Annotated in this window: 14 protein-coding genes; 9 read left to right on the top strand and 5 right to left on the bottom strand. The window is 28.7% G+C overall.

The annotated features are described in order from the left end of the window. Positions 1–12 precede the first annotated feature (12 nt). Complete coding sequence (locus tag NON08_RS06070) at positions 13–2,730, top strand: autotransporter domain-containing protein (RefSeq protein WP_256690544.1); 2,718 nt, start codon at positions 13–15, stop codon at positions 2,728–2,730. Positions 2,731–2,797: 67 nt separating this feature from the next. Here the strand turns inward: NON08_RS06070 and NON08_RS06065 are convergent, their stop codons facing one another. From NON08_RS06065 to NON08_RS06045, 5 genes are all read right to left on the bottom strand, one after another. Continuing rightward, complete coding sequence (locus NON08_RS06065; protein WP_256690543.1) at positions 2,798–4,090, bottom strand: ATP-binding protein; 1,293 nt, start codon at positions 4,088–4,090, stop codon at positions 2,798–2,800. Between the two features lie 93 nt (positions 4,091–4,183). Beyond that, positions 4,184–5,173: a LacI family DNA-binding transcriptional regulator gene (locus tag NON08_RS06060; protein WP_256690542.1), complete on the bottom strand. Its 990-nt coding sequence runs from the start codon at positions 5,171–5,173 to the stop codon at positions 4,184–4,186. A gap of 40 nt (positions 5,174–5,213) precedes the next feature. Further along, a complete protein-coding gene (locus NON08_RS06055; protein ID WP_256690541.1) occupies positions 5,214–6,743 on the bottom strand; it encodes a sodium:solute symporter family transporter in 1,530 nt (509 codons plus the stop codon). 85 nt (positions 6,744–6,828) lie between these two features. Beyond that, positions 6,829–7,845: an ester cyclase gene (locus NON08_RS06050; protein WP_256690540.1), complete on the bottom strand. Its 1,017-nt coding sequence runs from the start codon at positions 7,843–7,845 to the stop codon at positions 6,829–6,831. Positions 7,846–7,877: 32 nt separating this feature from the next. Then, the gene (locus NON08_RS06045; protein ID WP_256690539.1) at positions 7,878–9,131 is read right to left on the bottom strand and encodes an MFS transporter; all 1,254 of its coding nucleotides are present in this window, start codon (positions 9,129–9,131) and stop codon (positions 7,878–7,880) included. 252 nt (positions 9,132–9,383) lie between these two features. Here NON08_RS06045 and NON08_RS06040 point away from each other — a divergent pair, with 252 nt between their 5' ends. From NON08_RS06040 to NON08_RS06005, 8 genes are all read left to right on the top strand, one after another. Further along, positions 9,384–10,400, top strand: coding sequence for a polysaccharide deacetylase family protein (locus NON08_RS06040; RefSeq protein ID WP_256690538.1), 1,017 nt, complete (start codon positions 9,384–9,386; stop codon positions 10,398–10,400). A gap of 33 nt (positions 10,401–10,433) precedes the next feature. After that, the gene (locus NON08_RS06035; RefSeq protein ID WP_256690537.1) at positions 10,434–11,192 is read left to right on the top strand and encodes a glycosyltransferase family 2 protein; all 759 of its coding nucleotides are present in this window, start codon (positions 10,434–10,436) and stop codon (positions 11,190–11,192) included. After that, positions 11,176–11,823, top strand: a complete 648-nt coding sequence (locus tag NON08_RS06030) for a response regulator transcription factor (RefSeq protein WP_256690536.1) — start codon at positions 11,176–11,178, stop codon at positions 11,821–11,823. Before NON08_RS06035 ends, NON08_RS06030 begins: the two co-directional genes overlap by 17 nt. Before the next feature lies 1 nt (position 11,824). Further along, the gene (locus NON08_RS06025; RefSeq protein WP_256690535.1) at positions 11,825–13,426 is read left to right on the top strand and encodes a sensor histidine kinase; all 1,602 of its coding nucleotides are present in this window, start codon (positions 11,825–11,827) and stop codon (positions 13,424–13,426) included. 62 nt (positions 13,427–13,488) lie between these two features. Further along, the gene (locus tag NON08_RS06020; RefSeq protein ID WP_256690534.1) at positions 13,489–13,833 is read left to right on the top strand and encodes a hypothetical protein; all 345 of its coding nucleotides are present in this window, start codon (positions 13,489–13,491) and stop codon (positions 13,831–13,833) included. 107 nt (positions 13,834–13,940) lie between these two features. Continuing rightward, a complete protein-coding gene (locus tag NON08_RS06015; RefSeq protein ID WP_256690533.1) occupies positions 13,941–15,644 on the top strand; it encodes a GGDEF domain-containing protein in 1,704 nt (567 codons plus the stop codon). Next, positions 15,641–18,415: an EAL domain-containing protein gene (locus tag NON08_RS06010; protein WP_256690532.1), complete on the top strand. Its 2,775-nt coding sequence runs from the start codon at positions 15,641–15,643 to the stop codon at positions 18,413–18,415. The genes NON08_RS06015 and NON08_RS06010 overlap by 4 nt, the downstream gene beginning before the upstream one ends. Next, the gene (locus NON08_RS06005) at positions 18,412–19,827 is read left to right on the top strand and encodes a GGDEF domain-containing protein (RefSeq protein ID WP_256690531.1); all 1,416 of its coding nucleotides are present in this window, start codon (positions 18,412–18,414) and stop codon (positions 19,825–19,827) included. The genes NON08_RS06010 and NON08_RS06005 overlap by 4 nt, the downstream gene beginning before the upstream one ends. Positions 19,828–19,857: the final 30 nt, after the last annotated feature.

The following is a 19,857-nucleotide window of genomic DNA, read 5'->3' as shown; positions in this document are numbered from 1 at the left end:
AGGATTATTTTAATGAAAATTTATAATAAAAAATATCTATTTTTGGGAATATTAGCTTCACTTGTCACAGCATGCGGCAGTGGAGGAGGTGGAGGTGGTAGTAGCTACTCCCCGACAGCTACGCCATCAAAGCCAACTATAAATGTCTCTAAACCTACAACTGACATTGCTGCTCCTATTTTACCTATAATTGTACCCACTTCAAAAGAAAATGTAGAGCATGTTGATAGTTCTGAACAAGATAACATCTTAGAAAGTGAAGACAACTCACAAATTGAAGACTTTCCTCCAATGCCTGAGCCTCCAACTAAAAATGATAAAAATATCTCTCTTGATAGCGAGGGAGAAGTCGGAGTTGTAGCTCTTGATGGTAAAATAGCTACAAATGAGCTTAATGGAGTTATTAACATCAATGCTAAGTATGCCACTGGAGTATTATCAGTGGGAAAAAACTCCCTTGGAGTTAACCACGGAACTATAAATGGTACTCAAATAGATCCCAATACAGATATGAGTTTAATGAAAGGAATCTATGGTGGAAAAATACATAACATCGGTAGTTTAAATGGAACTGGTTCTGCTATTAGTGCAATGTCTAATCGTTCATATCATGGAGAAGAGATTAATGCTATAAATACTGGTGAAATTGTATTAAATGGTATTGAAAATAAAGAGGGCTTATACTTTGCTAGCCTTATTGGTATGGAAGCTATCAAATATATGGAAAAGGATGACGTTGAAGAAAAAGCTACTTTAGTTAACGATGGATATATAGATATTCATTATAATGACTTCCACCGTTTAAATCCAACAGCTGTTTCATCTATGTATATTCAAGGTATGAGTATAACTACTCCAAAAGATTCTACAGTGACAGATGAGTTATTAAATAATAAAAATATCAATGTAAGCGGAAGACACAGTGCTGGTATGGTTGCCAATGGTAAAAATATAACTCTTACTAATAAGGGAACTATTAAAACTGAAGGTGAAGACAGCAATGGTATGAGAGGTGACGGTGAAAATATTAAAGTTATAAATGAAGGTACAATTGACGTTACTGGACCATATTCTCACGGAATCAGCGTAACTGAAGGTGCTGTTGGAATAAACGAAACAACTGGTACTATTAAAATCAACGGACAAAATGCTTTTGCTATGAGTGCTACAAATGGAAGCAAAGTTATAAACAAAGGTAAAATTATACTAAATGGAGAATCTATTGGTATGTACGCTGGAAACGTTGGAGCAAACTCTGACAAATATGAAATTAGTACTATTGTCAACGAAGGAGAGATTATATTTGGAGATTCAAACCCACATAAAATAGCTATTTGGGCTTCTAACAATGGTACATATGTTAACAAAGGTAAAATACTTGGAGAAGATAAAATTGAGATAAAAACAGAGGATAAAGGTAAATTTGTTGTTGGAAAAGAAGCTTCTGGAGACATCTCTAGAGTTAGAGCTAAAAGAAGTTTAAGAATAGATGGAGATGTAGTTGCATCTAAGGATCTTATTGATAGCACTAAGAAAGAGATCACTTATAAAGATGTTTTCTCTGCTCCAAAAATTGAAGTAACTAAAGCTGAAAATTCTAAACCAGTATCACTTTTTTATAACTCTAATCTTAGATTTAATAGATCTGGAAATGTTGATATGATAGTTTCTAGAAATGAAACTACTATTAAAGAAATATATGAAGTTAAAGAGTTTGAATCATTAAATGAATCTTTTGATGAGTATTTAGATGAGGATGATAAAATTTTATCTAATGATGAAAAGTTAGTTGTTGATAAAATATCTAAATCTAATGATGTTAATGAGGTTAAAAAAGTTGTAAAAGATCTATCAGGAGATCTTTATGCTAACCTTCCTAGACAGATATTTGATATTCAAGATAGATTTATTAAAGAGGATGGAAAGTTAATAGAAAATCTAAATGATTTTAGTTATAATTTTAACTTCTTTGGTGATAAATCATCAGTTAAAGATAAAGGGGAGATCTCTGGATATAAAGCTACATCAGAGGGATTTGTAGGAACTAAAAAGTTCGAAAATGATATCTATGCTACTATTGGATATGAAAATAGTAACTTAAAATATAACGAAGGATCAAAAGGATCTATTCAATCTATTCACACAGGAGTTTATAAAAAATTAACAACTGATAGTTTTGATATAAAACTTGGACTAAATGGAGAGTATAATTTCCATGAAACTAATAGGGAGATTGATAACTTTGATAAAAAAGCCAAAGCTAAGTATAACTCATATACTTTAGGAGCTAACGGAGAGATTAGTAAAGTTTATGGAGAATCGTTATATATCAAACCTACTCTTGGGTTAAATTTAGGTTATGGAAAATATGAAAAGTTTAGTGAGAAAAATGCTGGAGAGTTAGGGGTAACAGTTCAGGATGAAAGCTATTTCTCTATTTTACCAAGTGTTGGATTTAAAGTTGGTAAAAACTTTGAATTTGTAAATCTATATTCAAATGTAATCTACTCTTATGAATTAGGAGATTTGAACAAAAAACAAAACATGTCTCTTTTAAGAGATAAAGTTAAATACAGTTTAGATAGTGACAATTTAGAAAATGAAAGTCTAGTTATAAATACTGGAATCTCTACAGAGATTAAAGACTTTAAAGTTACTTTTGAAATTGGAAAAGAGTTTGGAAAAAGAGATAACAACTACCTAGCATTAGGTGTTGGATATAAATTTTAAGTCCCCCCTTAAATAGTAAAAAGCCCACAGAATATCTGTGGGCTTTTTGCTTGGACATTTTTATCAATTATATACAAAATGCTGCGTATAAAGGAACACTTTTTATATTATTTTCAAATCCAAAATTTTTACCAGAAACTCTTATAGAATATACTGGATTATATTTTTTTATAAAACTATTTAAACTGTTTGCTCTTACATTTTCACTAGCTTTAACTTCAATAGGAATAATATTTCCTTCTTTATCTTGAATTACAAAATCTATCTCCATATTTTGATTTCTTTCTAAATAGTATAAGCTATAGTTACTTGATGATAAAGCAACACAAACATAGTTTTCTGTTAAAGCTCCTTTAAATTCATTGAACTTACTATTTCCACTTATTATAAGATTAGCTGGAATCTCTAACTTTGAACATAACAGTCCTGTATCTCCTAAATATAATTTAAACGACGATGGTTCAGAGTAAGCTTTTAATGGAAGTTTCCCTTCATTAATCTTAGTACATCTATTAACTATACCAGATGAAATTAACCATTCTATAGGCACTTCATATTCATGAGCTCTAGCTCCTGTTTTTATAAGTTTATATTGAAATTTTTTATTTTCCTTAGCTAATTGACTGGGAATTGTATTAAATGCGTTTAAAATTTTTATTGTCTCCATTGGAGTAGCATATTTTGCCATATCAGCTATATAGGAATCATTTATTGTTTTTTGAGATGCCAAAACAAAGTTAAAGTCATCTGTTTCTAAGTAATCTAAGATAACTCTAGGCATTCCTCCAATAACCAAATATTTTTTATAATAATCCATTGCTATTTCATGAAGATTAAACATCTCATTGCTTTCATAGTGATCTTTTATAGCTTCAGATAAATCCTTTCTATCTAAAGCCCATAAAAATTCTTCAAAGTCTAATGGAAACATTTTTATCATATCTACTTTTCCCACTGGAAATGAATATTTTTCTCTATTTAAAGCAACTCCTAATAAACTTCCTGCTGCTATTATATGATAATTAGGTTCATTTTCACAGAAGTATTTTAGTGATGTTAAAGCTCTTTCACAAGCTTGAATTTCATCAAAAATTATTAGGGTATCCTCTTTTAAAATTGTTTGTCCTACAAATATTGCAAGCTCTTTTATTATTCTTTCAGGTTCTAAATCTTTATCAAAAATTTTTTGAAGTTCAGTGGAATTTTCAAAATTAAAGTAAACACTATTTTTATAAAACTCTTTTCCAAAAGATAAAGCTATATATGTTTTCCCAACTTGTCTAGCTCCATCTATAATTAAAGGTTTACGATTATTACTATTCTTCCAATTTATAAGATTGGTTTTCATTTTTCTTTCCATATCTTCACTCCTATTAAAAAATGTATTTACAATACATTATTATACATTAAAAAGTGCGTTATGAATACATTTTTTAAATAAAAATATAAAAAATTACGTTGTTTCTCTTTTAATTATTATACTTTCAAATACTGATTGTACCTTTTTTTCCTCTTTTTCCTCTATAATATCAATTAGGTATTTTAAAGCCTCTAAAGTTATTACCTCAAAATTTTCCTTAATAGTTGTTAGCTTAGGGTAAAAATAATCAATTAACTCTAAATTATCATGTCCTACTATTTTCAAATCTTGTGGTATCTTAATATCATATTTTTCAATTAAACTTAATATCCCTAAAGCAACTTTATCTTGTTGGCAATAAATACCATCGTATGTTTTTAAAAAATCTAGATTATTTAAAAGTAAATCTCTTCCATCTTCAAAAGTCATACCACATTTATGAACGTGGACTTCATATCTCAACAAATCATTTTCTTCTAAATAATTATAAAAACCTGTAGTTCTATCCTTGTAATCTGTTAAATTTTCATTATTAGATGTTATTGTCAGCAAATTATAACACCCTTGATCATGCAATAATTTAGCCACACTATAACCACAATCTAAGTTATCACTTTTAAAAACACAGGTATTTTCCTCTAAAACAGTTGGTTTATAAGCCACAAAAGTATGAGGTACTTTATATTTTTTTAAAACCTCTAAATCACTTTTACTAATATCTCTATTAACTATTATAAGACCATCTACATTTCCACTTTTTATTGTTTTTTCTAAAGATTTAGCTCTTATAATAAGTATCTCATATTGAAATTTTTCTGAATTTAGTAAAAAATGCTTTTCAAGTTGAGAAAAGAAATCTCTTTTATTAAATTCATAGAAATCATTTGGAAATATTATCCCAATACGATGACTTCTTTTAGTAGCTAAACTTCTAGCATGTGGATTTATTACAAAGTTATGCTCTTTTGCAACTTTCATAACAAGTTCTCTTGTTTTTTTTGCTATATTTGGATTATTATTTAATGCTCTTGAAACTGTAGATTCACTTAAATCTACAATTTTCGCTATATCTTTTAATGTCATACTTACACACCTTACTCTTATTTTTCTTTAAATTATAGTTCTATATATTTAAAAAGTAAAGAACTAGAACTAAAAAAATAAAGTAAATTAATAATATAGATGAACTCTTTTCAAAATACATCTTTTTCATTATATATCTTCTTTTTTCTTCTTGGTAGTTATCATCACTAAAACTTAAAATATATCCTATTACAATTGTTATTAAAAATCCAACTAAGTTATTCCACATCCAAAAAATATTAAATCTATATGATATAAAAGCTGTTCCTAAAATTCCAAGTATAAATCCTATAAGAACTCCTCTTTCATCTGCTTTTGTTGTGAACATACCAAGAGAAAACACTCCTAACATGGCACCTAATAGATATGATCCATACTTACTTATTATCTCTAAAACAGAGCTATTTGATGCTGATACGTTAAAAGCAAAATAAGCTATTACTATCCCAAAAATACCTGTAATTATTCTAGTTACATTTATCTCTGATAAAGTTTTTATTTTTTCTTGAAAATGAACTTCATATATATCTTTCATGAAAACTGTTGTCATTGAGTTTAGTGACGAATCTATACTACTCATTGTTGCTGCGAAAACTGCCGCTATTATGACTCCTAAGTACCCTTTTGGAATCTCTTCAAGTGCAAATTTTATATAAACCTCATTGGCATTATTAAATGTTTGACCTTTATAAAAAACAAAAAGAACAACTCCTATTATTAAAAATAGAAACATCTGTATAACTGAAAATACTCCACTAAACCAAAGTGAATATTTTGTATTATCTAAAGATTTTGCTGTTAATACCCTTTGAACCTGAGTTTGATCTACTCCAAAATAAGCTATGTGTAGTATTCCCCCTCCAAAAAGTCCAGCCCAAAAAGTATTTGCAGCTTTTAAGTTAGTATTAAAATCCAAAGACATTAACTTTCCACTCTCTTTTGACATTTGAAATATTTCACTTAAACTATAAGGTGTAACTTTAAATACCGTTATAATTGAAATTACAATTCCAATCCAAAGAGCTAACATTTGAAATACATCTGTCCAAATAACAGTTTGAATTCCTCCAAGTACTGTATAAAATATTGAAACTATAACAATTAAAGCTATTGTCATATTTATAGATAACCCTGTAATCTTTGAAAGGATTAAAGAGGGTACATAAACTATTGATCCAACTACAACTAACATTTTTATAATATATGTAAAGACTAATAACAGTCTCATTTTCTTTCCAAATCTTTTTTCAATATATTCATAAACAGAGATTATCTCTAAATTATAAAAAAATGGGATAAATGTTGCACTTAATATCCACATAACTATTGGGATATTTAAATTTAAAACAAGTGGCTTTAAACCTTGTTCATAAGCCCACCCTGGAGCACCAATAAATGTTATTGCACTAATTTGAGTAGCCATTACAGAAAGCCCTATAGCCCACCATTTAAACTCTCTTCCCCCTGAAAAAAACTCTGAAATATCTGTAGTTTTTTTACCTATAATAACTCCTAAACCTATTGTAAACATAAAATAAAATATTAAAACTCCCCAATCTAAATTTGTCATCTAACCTCCTTCTAAAATAGGGTTAGCGCAGTTAAAAAACTGCGCTAAATGAAATTATCTAAAATATGATTTTTTAAATTTTTAATTAAAACTTCGGATTTAAAATATTTGCTGTTCTTTCAAATACATCTAACCCTTGTTGCTTTAACCAGAATGGAATATCAATTAATACCCAGTTTTCAGATAGTTTATCTCCATCTCTATAGTAAACATCTACAACTTGCATGTCTGCTTTTACTTTTCCGCCTGGCAATCCTAACCATCCACCAATTGGTGTGTTAGATAAGTTTGGCCATCCAAAGAAACAAGAGAAGTTTCCTTCAGCAAATCTACATACATGTCCATTAAACACCTTATCTGTTAGACTACTTCTAAATGGAAGTGAATGCTGAGCTATATATCTTGGTATAGTATAGCTTGCTCCTACTCCTGCAGGTCCATACCATATCATATTCTTAGACCATGATGGCTCTAATACATCTGGAGTTATTCCCATAGCTCCACTTCTATTTAATGCTGATAGATCTTCAACCATTTTATTAACAAGAGCTAAAGTTTTTACCCCCTCTTCTGGTGCAGCATCTTCAAACAGTAATCCATCGTGATTTCTTGGTCCTGGATATACAAAATATTTTCCAGTTGATGGTGGTAATGGATAAACTCCAGCTTGATCCATTAATCCTAATAAATCAACGAATAATCCAGTTTTTACTATTTTACCATTTTCTACGCATGAAAACTCAGCATATCTTAAATTTATCATCTTTCCTGTAGGTCTAATTCCTAAATACTCTTCATCAAATAATCCCATGAAGTGTCCCATTGACATAACCCACTGCTCATCACTTTCAACTTCATTTGTTCCAGCAATGAAAACGTCTTGTCTTCTTTGAAGGTGCTTTATTGAAGTCATTAATGGTTTCCAGAAAACTTCTGCAGTTGCAGTTGCTCCATCTTGCTCTCTAAAAGGATAAACTCCTCTCCACTGGTAGTTTTCACCTGTGTATTGCTTTATAACCTCTTCAACTGTTTCTGGTGTTGCATTTTCCATTGCATCAAAATATTCTCTTACTAATTTCTTTATTTCTTGATATTTAGACATAATCGTTACCTTTCCTTTTTATCTCTTAGTTTTTAGTTTTCTTTTTTATATAAAACTCCTGTTTCAAGAGTTTCAGGTAGTGTTAACCAAAGTATTGCTGCTATTGTAAATAATATAGGTGCTCCCCACATTGCTGTTTGTAGTGATGTAGCATTTCTAACTGCTACAACAATACTTGGTGCAAATAACGCTATTATTCTTCCACCGTGGAATAGTGACGCTCCCATTGTTTTTAAATGTCTTGGGAATAGCTCTGTAAAGTATCCTCCCCAAATTGCACTTGAAGCTAATCCAATTCCGTAAACAAATCCACAAATTGAAAGTATTGTTACATTACTTGGTGCCACAAAATACAGACCTATCATTATTGATGACAGTATAAATCCAAAGGCATTTACTTTTCTTCCAAATTTATCTGCTACAAATCCCCATACATAAGCTCCTACTAAAGATCCTGAAGAAGCTGCTGAGAATAATATTCCCATTGTTTTTGCATCAAAGTTTCTAACTTCTCTTAAATAAACTGTAACAAATCCACTAAAGAACTGGTAACCTATAAAATTTAAACCAGATAATAAGATACACGTTATAGATATCTTTGCTAACTTTCCAGAGAACATCTCTTTCCAGCTACCTTTCTTTTCCTCTTCAGCTTTAGTCTCATTATCTCCCTCTTTTTCACTACCAAAAGGAATATATTTCTTTTCACTTGGTACCAAAAAGATCATAGCTATAGCTGCAATTACTGGTGGAAGTCCTCCAATTACCATAAGCATCTCCCAATTGCTTTCCCCTAATAAAGCTCCGTAAGCTCCCATAATTATTAAAGCTATTGAAAATAAACTAGATGCAAATGCAGTAACTTTTGCTCTTACTTTTGCTGTAAATAGTCCTACCATAACCGTTACTGCAACTGTAAAATATCCACCTAAAGAGATTCCAATTATAAATCTCATAATCATCCAAGTTTCAAATGATCTACTTGAAAGATTTACTAAAGTAGCTCCTCCATTAAGTAAAGTTATTAAAATTAAAACTTTCTTTCTTCCAAAATTTTCTGCGAACCATGCACAACTTAAAGCTCCAATTAGTGCTCCTATAGATTGTGCAGTGTAAAATAGTGCTGTTTGTCCTAAAGTTATTCCATAATATTGAACTAAAAATGGTCTTACATAATCAATAACTACAAAGTTATAACAGTAAAAGAAATACCCTACTAAAATTACTAAATATGCCAAAAGACGCTTTGGTAATGATAGTTCACTCATATGCTTTATATTTTCCATATTCTCCCCTTTTTTGTTTATTTCCGTAACTTATATTTTGTTTTAAAACATTTTATATTTTTGCAAGCGCTTGCAAATTAATTTCAAAAGTAATATAACATTAAAAAAATTATTTGTCAAAATATTTTTTCAATAAAAAAAGAATTATCTACCTTTCTCCCTTATTTGAACCTAAAGAGATGCAGAATTGTAAAAAATATGATATACTTTTTTAATGTATAATAGTTAGATTCTAGTATTTAGGAGGTTTTTATGGAGTTTTTAATATATGTTTTTTTAATTGCATGTGTGTATTACAACAAAAAAGGAAACCCATGGTTTTTATATCATCACATTGGAGAAGCTGGAGTTCCCACTCATTGGTTTGAGGAACATCTTAAAAATATCTGGTTTTTAAATATGAGAACAATGACCAATAAAGAGATATTAGAAGCTATGGAAAAAAATGGTAAGTTACCTAAAAATAGTGTGGCACTAACTTTTGATGATGGTTACTATGATAACTATAAAAACGCTTTTCCACTATTAAAAAAGTACAAGATGAAAGCTACTTTATATCTTAATACAGCTTATATTGAAGATGAGAATAGTAGAGAGTTTAAATACCTTAGCTGGAAAGAGATTGAGGAGATGAGTGAATCTGGAGTTTTTGATATTGAACTGCACTCTCATAGACATATGCCTATTTTTGTAAATACATCCTTTGATAGAGTTGTAACTAGTGATGATCTTTTAGATAGAGATATTCAGCACCTTTACCAAGGAAAAGCTGAAATTGGATTTCCTATTTTTGGTAAAAGAGGAGAGTTTTCTAGCGCAGGAGTTATTGTTCCTATAGAAGCTGCTAAAAAATTTAAAAATTACTATGAAAATCTATCTCAAGAGAGTAAAAACAATATAAAGGCTATTCAAGAGTTTATAAATAATGAGCTACATAAAGATCTTATTTTTGAAACTTTAGATGATGCTAAAGCTAGAGTTTTAAACGATTTAAATACTAATATCTCCCTTATTGATGAGCATACAGGACACAGACCAAACTTTTTCTGTTGGCCTTGGGGACATAGATCTCCAGAGTTTATAGCTATTTTAAAAGGAGCTGGAATAAAGGGGTTTGTAACTACTCGTAAGGGAACTAACAGTTTAAAATTAGATTTAGAAAATATTAGAAGAGTTGAGCTTAGAGTATTCTCTCCACTAAAGTTTAAATTAAACTTATTAATTTGTAGAAACTACCTATTAGGGAGAATCTATCAACTACTTTCATAATGATTTACAAGGTAAGACAGGAGGGATTTTTAGATGTTGTCAGTGGGGCTAATAACGTTTAACGAAGAGTTAAGATTAGGAAGAACTTTAAAAGCTATTGAGGGACTGGCAGATGAGATTGTCGTTATTGATAGTTTTAGTTCTGATAAAACTGTGGAAATAGCAGAGTCTTTTGGAGCTAAGGTGTATCAGATACCTTGGCCAGGATACGGAAAACAAAAAAACAATGTTATTGAAAGATGTACAAAGGATTGGATACTACTTATAGATGCTGATGAAGTGGTTATACCGGAACTTGTAAAAGAGATTAAAGATGTTATGGAACATGGTGACTTTTATGTTTATAAGATACCTTTTAACTCTGTTTGTTTTGGAAAACGAATACATTTTGGTGGATGGAGCGGTAGCTCTAGAGTTAGACTTTTTAAAAAAACTAGTGGACACTACTCCTTAGATGAGGTTCATGAACAGTTTTTAACAGGTGATGAGATCGGTGAATTAAAAAATAGAATTGATCACTATACCTATGAGGATTATCAAGATTATCTTCATAAATTTAATAGATATACAACTGAAGGGGCTGCTGTTGCTTTTAAAAAAAATAAAAGTGCTGGATTTTTCAATATCGTTTTAAATCCTATTTTTAAGTTCCTTAGAATGTATGTTTTTAGATTGGGATTTTTAGATGGTGTTGAAGGGCTTGCTCTTTCAATTTTTAGTGCTCTTTATACAAGTGTTAAGTACTTAAAACTTCGGGAGATGAAAAAAAGAAATTATGATATTAATAGTTGAAGATACTGAGAGTTTGCGAAAACTTACAAGAAAAATTTTAGAAAAAGAGGGCTTCTCTGTAGAGGAAGCTGAAAATGGAGAGGTAGCTTTAGAAAAAGTTAGTGGAAGTACTAAGTACACTGTCATACTTTTAGATATTATGATGCCTAAGATGGATGGCATGGAGTTTATTAAAAATTTACGTAAATTTTCTGAAACTCCAGTGGTATTTATAACTGCTCTTTCTGATGAAAGAAGCCAAGTTTTAGCTTATGAAAATGGAGCTGATGGCTATCTTACAAAACCTTTTTCTAAAGCACTTCTTCTATCTATGGTGAAAAGATTTGAACAAAAGTCATGCAAGCCAACTGTATATGAAAATCTAACTTTAATTAAATCTAGTAGAGGTGTTTTCATCAATAATAAAGAGATACATCTTCCTACTAAAGAGCGTGAACTGCTATTTTATCTAGAGGAAAATAGAGGTACTATAAAAACTAGAGAGCAGATTTTAGATGCTATTTGGGGTTATGATTTTTATGGAAATGATAGAGTTGTTGATAAACATATAGCTAAACTTCGTGATAGACTAGGAGATTGTAATAGGTTTATAAAAACTGTTAAAGCTCTTGGCTATAAATTTGAGGTTTAATATGAGACTACGAAATAAACTTATTATAATTTTATCTGTGGCACTTTTAGTTTCACTTTTTCTAGAGGATCTTTTAGGAGATATCTACTTTGAAAAATATTTTAGATACAGTAAAGTTTTACAACTTGAAAAGATAGATTTCATCTCTAATAATAAAATTGATTTTGATAAACTTAAAGACTATGAAAAAAATCAAAATGCTTTAGTTATGATCTATAAAGATGATAAAATTGAAAACTTAGAAAACTTCTATTTTGTTAAAGTGGACACAAAAGACGGAGAAGCTTATGTTTTATTAGATGCCTTTTTAGATAACTTATATTCTAACACACCTTTAAAAATTGAGAATAAAGATTTAGTGGAGATAACAGCTATTAAAGTTTTAGATAACTACTATCTCCCAACTGTTTTAATAAAAAACAACCAAACTTTTGAGGACTATAAGTTTAGTTATACATCTGAAAAAATCTACAATATAAATGGAAGAGTACAAAAGGTAAATACCCCCTATACTCAATCAAATTTAGGAGATGATTTTTTAGAATCACTTTTAACTATAGATGTTTTAAAGCCCCAAAAAGAGGTTTATAAAGATGTTGATGGAGATGATGAGTTTCAACTTATCACACTTGAAAAGTGTGGATACAAAGTTGTTATTTTTTACTCCTATGAAAATATCAATGATATCTTTCCATCTTTAAGACTTTATTTCTATTTAAAGGGTATTTTAATTGTTCTTTTCACTATCTTTATAGGAATTATATTAGAGAGAATAATTGTTAAACCCATTGTTAATATCTCTGAAATAAGTGAAAAGATAGCAAATCTTAATTTTATTAAAGAGATTGATTACAAAGGAAAGGATGAAATTGGAACTCTATACAAAGACATTTTTAAAATGAGTGAAAAATTAGAAAATATTATTGATCTCTATAAGGGGAAAATCTCTAAAAACAAGGAAGCTCAAATACGTTTAGAGGAGAGCATAAAGTTATTTATGCACGAGGTTAAAACCCCTCTTTCAGCTATAATTGGCTTTAGTGATCTTCTTTTAGAGGATGAACCTAACGATGAGATTAAAATTATAAACGAAGAGAGTAAAAGAATTTTAAAAATGGCAAACACTCTTTTAGAGGACAACGCTTTTTATCAGGAGGGTATTAGTTTAGATATAACAAGATTTAATCTTACCTCTTTAATCGAACTTTCTTTAAAAATATTTGAAAATGAGCAAAAGCTATTAAATAAAAATATAATCTCATTTTTGTGGAAAGATATCTATATTTTAGGAGATCGAGAAAAACTAGAACAGGTTATTTTAAATATCTTAAAAAATGCACTAGAATATGCTAAAAAAGAGATACGAATCTATGTGGAAGAGCAAGAAAATACTGTTACACTATTTTTAGAAAATGATGGCATCCATATTGATGAAAATGATTTAAATAAAATTTGGAACAAATTTTTCTCTTCTAATAGTGAGGGACGAGGACTTGGACTTTATATCTCCTCTGAAATTTTAGATGCCCATGGATTTCAATATGGCGTTAGAAATACCAACTTTGGAGTAAGTTTTTTCATTGTTTTAAAAAAAGAGATATAAAAGAGATATTTGTACGTTATTATAAGCCATAAAATAAAATTTATTTAAAGGAGATTATCAACATGAAAAAATTTTTACTTTTAATGACTTTAATTTCTGCACTATCTTTTGCTAAGGATTCACCTTCTGATATTTTAGAGGACCGTTTAGAGGATCACTTAAAAGTTAGAATGTCTTCTACTTTAAAAAATGCTGATTATGATGTTACAATTGTTAACAACAATATGAATATAGAAGTTGAACTTGAAGGATTTTCAACTCCAAAGTTAAACTTTGATAAAGTTGCTCAGGAGATTTTAAATAATATAAATACTGATGGTTCAATTGATGATATATATATCGTTATAAAACATGATAGCACAGTGGGAGAGGATAAAATTCTTTACTCTCAATACTTTAAAAAGTAGTGTTTTATAAAGCTCTCTAAAAGGTTTAGAGGGCTTTTTTATTTTAAGAATTTATGTTATACTAATCTAATCTATTATCTTAAATCTAAAAGGAGTTTTAGCTGTATATGAAAAAAAAATCTTACAATATTTTCGTTATTTTATCTATGACGTTTCTGACTTTTTCTTTAATTTTTTTCTTAGTAATTAGAAATAAAAAAGAAAAAGAGAGAGAAGCCTCTTTTTTAAATAAAATTACGCTATATACTAACTATGTTGATTTTAATAATCTTACTCCTTTAGAAAAAAAAGTTCTAGATGAGTTTAATAAGATTCCAAAGAGTGAATATCCACATAGATATAAAGAGATTGCAGAGAATAATCGAGTTCTTTTAAACTCAATCTCTGAACGTAATTTAGGGGCATTTATCTTAAAACAACTTTTAAATAGCGATAATTTATCCCCAGAGGCAAGATTATATCTCTTAAATAAACTTAGAGTCTTAGATGCTTCTAGTGGAAATATTGCTAATGCCATTAAAATTACTATGGATTACTACAATTTAGCTGAAGAATTGAATTCACAGTATGATATTGCTAGAGCTAAAATCGCCCTTGGAGCTATTTTCAGCAGTCTTGGAGGATATGAAACCTCTATTAAAATTTTAACTGAAATTAACTTAGAAGATAAAGAATTTCCTGAAATATTAAGATTAAAGACATCCCTTTATCTTTACTTAGCTGAAAACTATTATTTTTTAAAAGAATATGACAACGCATTAGATGCTTTAGATAGTATTCCTAATTTAAATAGTGAACCTATTGATTATCAAAAAAATGTAGTTGTCCTTAAAGAGCTTATTAATGCTCGAATATATACTGAGTTAAATAATCCTAAAATAGTAAAAGCCTCTATTGATAAGGCTAATTTTGAATTAAATAACTTAACCAAAATTTATTTTACAGATTTAAAAACTTTTCATATGATTGCTTTACAAGGTTACTACTTAAGATATGATACACAACATTTTTCACCAACTGTTCTTGAAGATTTTATTGAAAAAGCAAAGCTCAATGGAGATATAGTATTTTTAAAACTAGCTTTTAAACAACTTTTTAATTACTATTTTGAAATAAAAGATTTTGATAGATATAGAAAATTGTCTATTGATTATGAAACTTATCTTGATAAAATTAACTTCACTAACAACAAAGTTTTTAGTTTATATCTCATTGAAAATATAGAACATGAGCGTTTTGCTCGGGAAAATGAGAGACTTTATAGAAACATAGCTCTTTTGTTTTTAGCTATATTTGTTATTTTAGGAGTTTCATATAAAAGATCTCAATATTTAAGTAAAAAAGCTAAAATTGATGCTTTAACTGATATTGGAAATAGATTGGCTTTTAACAATGATATAAACTCTCTTAAAAATGAGAAATACTCTATGTTACTCTTTGATATTGATAACTTTAAAAGAATAAATGATAAGTTTGGACATGACTTTGGTGATGAGGTTTTAATTACAATTGGTAAAATTCTTAAAACCATAGAGAATAAAGAGATAACTATATATAGAGTTGGAGGAGAGGAGTTTGCCATTATCTTTACTCATTTAAACGAAGCTTTCGCCATGGAAAGCTGTGAATATATTCGTAAAAGTGTGGAGAATATCCACTGGAAACATCATATTACCGTTACTATAAGTGGAGGTTTTTCCAAGGCTACCAAAAATACATATGTTGAATGTGATAAAAGACTTTACAAAGCTAAAAGCTCTGGAAAAAACATGATTATATATCAAGATATTAATGAAGGAGATTTAAAATGATTTACCGATTGTTTGTCATTGTTTTTTTTGTGCTTTTTAATGCGGCCTTTAGCCAAGTCTATATCCCTAAGACCTTAAAAGAAAGAGAGATTCTTGACACCTTAAAAAAAGAAAAGATCACCATTGCTTTACTTGATGAACCTTTTTATAATTTAAGTTATCCAAATGTCCCATCTTTAAATGAAACTGTTAAAAGATTTTTTAAAGATTACATGCAACTAAATGTTACTTTTAAAACAATCTCTTATAAAAATTTAGAAAAAACTTTAGAAGATAAAGAGGTTGATGGAGTTGCTCTTATCCCTAAAAATAGTATATATGATGCTCACCTTGATTTTAGTGATAGTATTTTCTCTGAAGAGCTTTATGTTGTTTCTCAAGAAGAAAAAATAAACTCTTTGGGAGATCTAGAAAATAAGGTTATATACACACCACATATGAGGTCATACAATAATATTTTAAAAGCTATTTTAGATAACAACGATCTATACAGTTATCCCATACCTGTTGATAATTTAAATAACTATAAAAATAAGCTTATATTGACAACTAACCCAGCTCTTTATAAACCTAATTATGGAGTTAGAATAAGTCACTCCTCTGGAGTTACAATGGCTTTTTCTCATAGATATAAGGCTCTTATCCCTCTGGTAAATGAGGCTTTAAATAAACATTTTAGAGCTGTGTTTTTAGAGGAGGTAGACTCTTTAAATAAAACTTTAGCCTATAATAACTTCTATACATCTTTAACCTCTGAGGAGAAAAAGTATTTAGAGACTCTTCCTCCTATTAAGGTGGCTTATGAGAATAGAACTCACTCTTTAGTTTCTTACAAATCTAAAATTGATGGGCTTTATAAAGGAATAGCGCCAAATATTTTTAAAGTTTTAAAAAAACTTAATATACAATTTATTGATGTTACCACTAACACTTGTCAAACTCCTGATAATTTAAGAAGTAAACAGTTTGACACTATGCTACTTTCTAAAACAAAAGAGCGTAGCAAAGACTTTATATTCTCTAAAAAAATCTATGAGATTGGTGTCTATGTAATTAATTTAGATAACTCCCCATCATCTTCTGGAAGTATTGGAGTTTTAAAAGATAGCGTAGAGGAGCATATTGCAAGAAGATATGATGTTGATGATAATATAACTGTTTTTGATGATTTTAACGATATGGTTAAAGCTCTTGATTCTAGGAAAATTGGAAATCTTTTAGTAACAAATAAAGAGGATTTCGATTCTAACAAATATAATATTATTCCCTTTGAAACAATCCCTATAAACTTAATGTTTAATAAAGAGGATAAGATTTTAAGAGGTGTTATTGATAAAGCTTTTAAATACTTTATTGATCTACAAAAATTAGAGGATATCTCTAGCTTAGAAAAAGAGTTTGAAGATAAAGCTATATATTTAAAAAATAAAGAGATTCAAAACCTTCTTGTATTTTTCTCTGTTTTATTTATATTTATAATTTTAGCTGTCTCAACATATCTATATAGAGAGCGTTTAAATAAAAAAACCCTCCTTAAAGACTCTTTAACAGAGCTTCCTAATAGATTTATATTCGATAAATTTTGCAGTGAACAAAACACCTTATCAGGATGTACTTTTGTTATAGATTTAAATAACTTTAAAAATATAAACGACTCCCTTGGACATGAGTTTGGAGATGTTATTTTAAAAGAGTTTGCTAACTTTTTAAAAAATAGCTTTATTGATTCATATATATTTAGAATCTCTGGAGATGAATTTTATGGTTTCTCTTTTGAGAACTCTGAAAGCATAATAAATAAATTAAAGAGATTTAGAGATTACTGTCCTACTCTATTAAAATACAATATTACATTTAATTTAGGGCTAAGTTATAAGGATTCTAAAAGTTCTTTAGCCACTAGCTTTAAATATTCAGATTTAGCTATGCTTGAAACTAAGAAAAATAAAACTAGTTTTTATAAAGTAGCTGATGAAAAATTTATTGAAAGAATGAATAGAGAATCTTCTATTCTCTCTCTTTTAAAAGAGGATATTAGAGGAATCTATCCTATGTATCAACCTAAATTCTGCTTAAAAAATGAAAAACTCATAGGAGCTGAAGCTCTTGCTAGATATAACTCTCCTGAGCTTGGATTTATTGGTCCTTTTGAGTTTATTCCCATAGCTGAGAAATATAACTTTATCCATAAAGTTGATTATAAAATTGCAAAGGACTGTATTGTTTTTATTAAATCTTTAATAGAAAGCAATAGCATTCCATCAGATAATTTTAGAATCTCTTTTAATATATCTATGAAGACTTTTAAAAGAGATGATCTTATAACTATTATTGCCGGTTTACTTAGTTATTTTAAAGTTCCTGGAAAATATATAGAGGTTGAGATTACAGAATCAATTTTTGTTTTAGATATGAAAGATTTAGTAACTAAGCTTAAAGCTTTGAAAACCCTTGGAGTTCAAATATCTTTAGATGATTTTACTGCTGGACACTCTACCGCTGGTCTACTACCTCTTTTACCTATAGATATTGTTAAATTTGATAAATCTCTTCTAGATTCAATAGATATAAATAACACTAAGGGAGAGATTGTCTATAAAAATCTAACTACCCTTATTAAAGATTTAAATTTTAAAATTGTATCTGAAGGAATTGAAACTAAAAAGCAACTAGATTTCTTAAAATCTTTAAATGTTGATTGTGTTCAGGGCTACTACTTTAGTAAACCAATCTCTAAAGAGGAATTTACTATGGAGGTCAAAAAAATATGATTTTTAAAATATTTTACATCTTTTTAGTTGGTCTATTTTTTCTTTCAACTTCAATTAATAAAAGTCATCTATTTAATGAGATTAATTCAGCAGTTGAGGCTTTTAATATACATTTTAATAGAGATATTCAAATGTTACGAAATGAAATTGATTTCCTACACGCAACTAAAAAGGAGTTACCTTTTTCTGGATATAAAATTGACGAGAATATGACATACTTTAATATTGACGGAACTGGAGTATATTTTAAAAATATAGTTTCTTACCCTAATCAGTTTAGTTTTTACAACTTAAAAGAGGCCAAGGATAATCTTAACTCTAAGCTTGATAACTCTCTTTTATATATTGTTCACAACAACATTAGATCCTTTGCCCACGATAGAAAAGTTATATATACAGATGACTTTAGTCAAACTTGGGTCAATGTTTTAAAAACTAGTGCTTTAAGTTTAGCTGTTTTCAAAGATAAAAGAACTATCTCTAGAAACAACACTGAGTTTGCTCTTCACAATCTATATGTTGATAAAGTTCATAACAAAGAGATGTTTACAATTATATTTCCCAACTATGAATACTTTAACAATGCCCAAAAGCTAAGATCTCTTTGGTATTTTGATTTTAACAGAGATTTTTTTGCTAAAAATAGTAGGCGTTTAAAAAGAACTCTAAATTTAAACACCACTATAATTGACTCTGAATTTCAAGTTATTTACTCAACTGAAAAAGATGCAGCTAAAGTTGTTGAAAACATTAAAGATTACTATGTTTTTCCTTTGGAAAAAACCAACTATAAAATCCTAATTGAAAAGGAGAATCTATTTCATTTAGTAAATTTAAAGGAGATTTTTCTACTTATATTTATTCTTTTCTCTGTTTTTTATATCAATAAAAAAGAAAAGTTAAATAAAGAGTTAAACTCTTTAAAAATGCTAAATAAGATTAAAAGCAAACTACTTTTAAGAGAACCTTTGACAGCTCTTTACAATAGATATTACTTACAAGAAGAGATGAAGTTTCCTATAAATAATTGTGGTGTTGTACTTCTTGATATAGATCATTTTAAAAATATAAACGATAAATTTGGACATGATAAAGGAGATTTTGTTTTAAAGGGTGTTAGTAACTGTATAAAATTAATTGCCAATAAAAATATCTATCCTTTTAGATGGGGTGGTGAAGAGTTTCTAATTATTTTTAGAGATATTGGCCAAGATGAGTTATTAAATCAAGTTTATTTTCTTCAAAAGTTAATTAGAGATTTAGACCTTATTGAAAATCATAAAATTACAGCTTCTTTTGGAGTTTTCCACGCCGATATTAAGGATAGAACATCTTTTTATTCATCAGTATCTAAAGCTGATGAAAAATTATATACTGCTAAAAATAGCGGGAGAGATAAAATTATCTATTAAAAATAAAAAAACTGCAAGATTAGCTTGCAG

The sequence above is a fragment of the Cetobacterium sp. NK01 genome (assembly GCF_024506395.1).
Lineage (GTDB): Bacteria > Fusobacteriota > Fusobacteriia > Fusobacteriales > Fusobacteriaceae > Cetobacterium_A > Cetobacterium_A somerae_A.
This window is presented reverse-complemented; position numbering and strand designations above follow the sequence as displayed.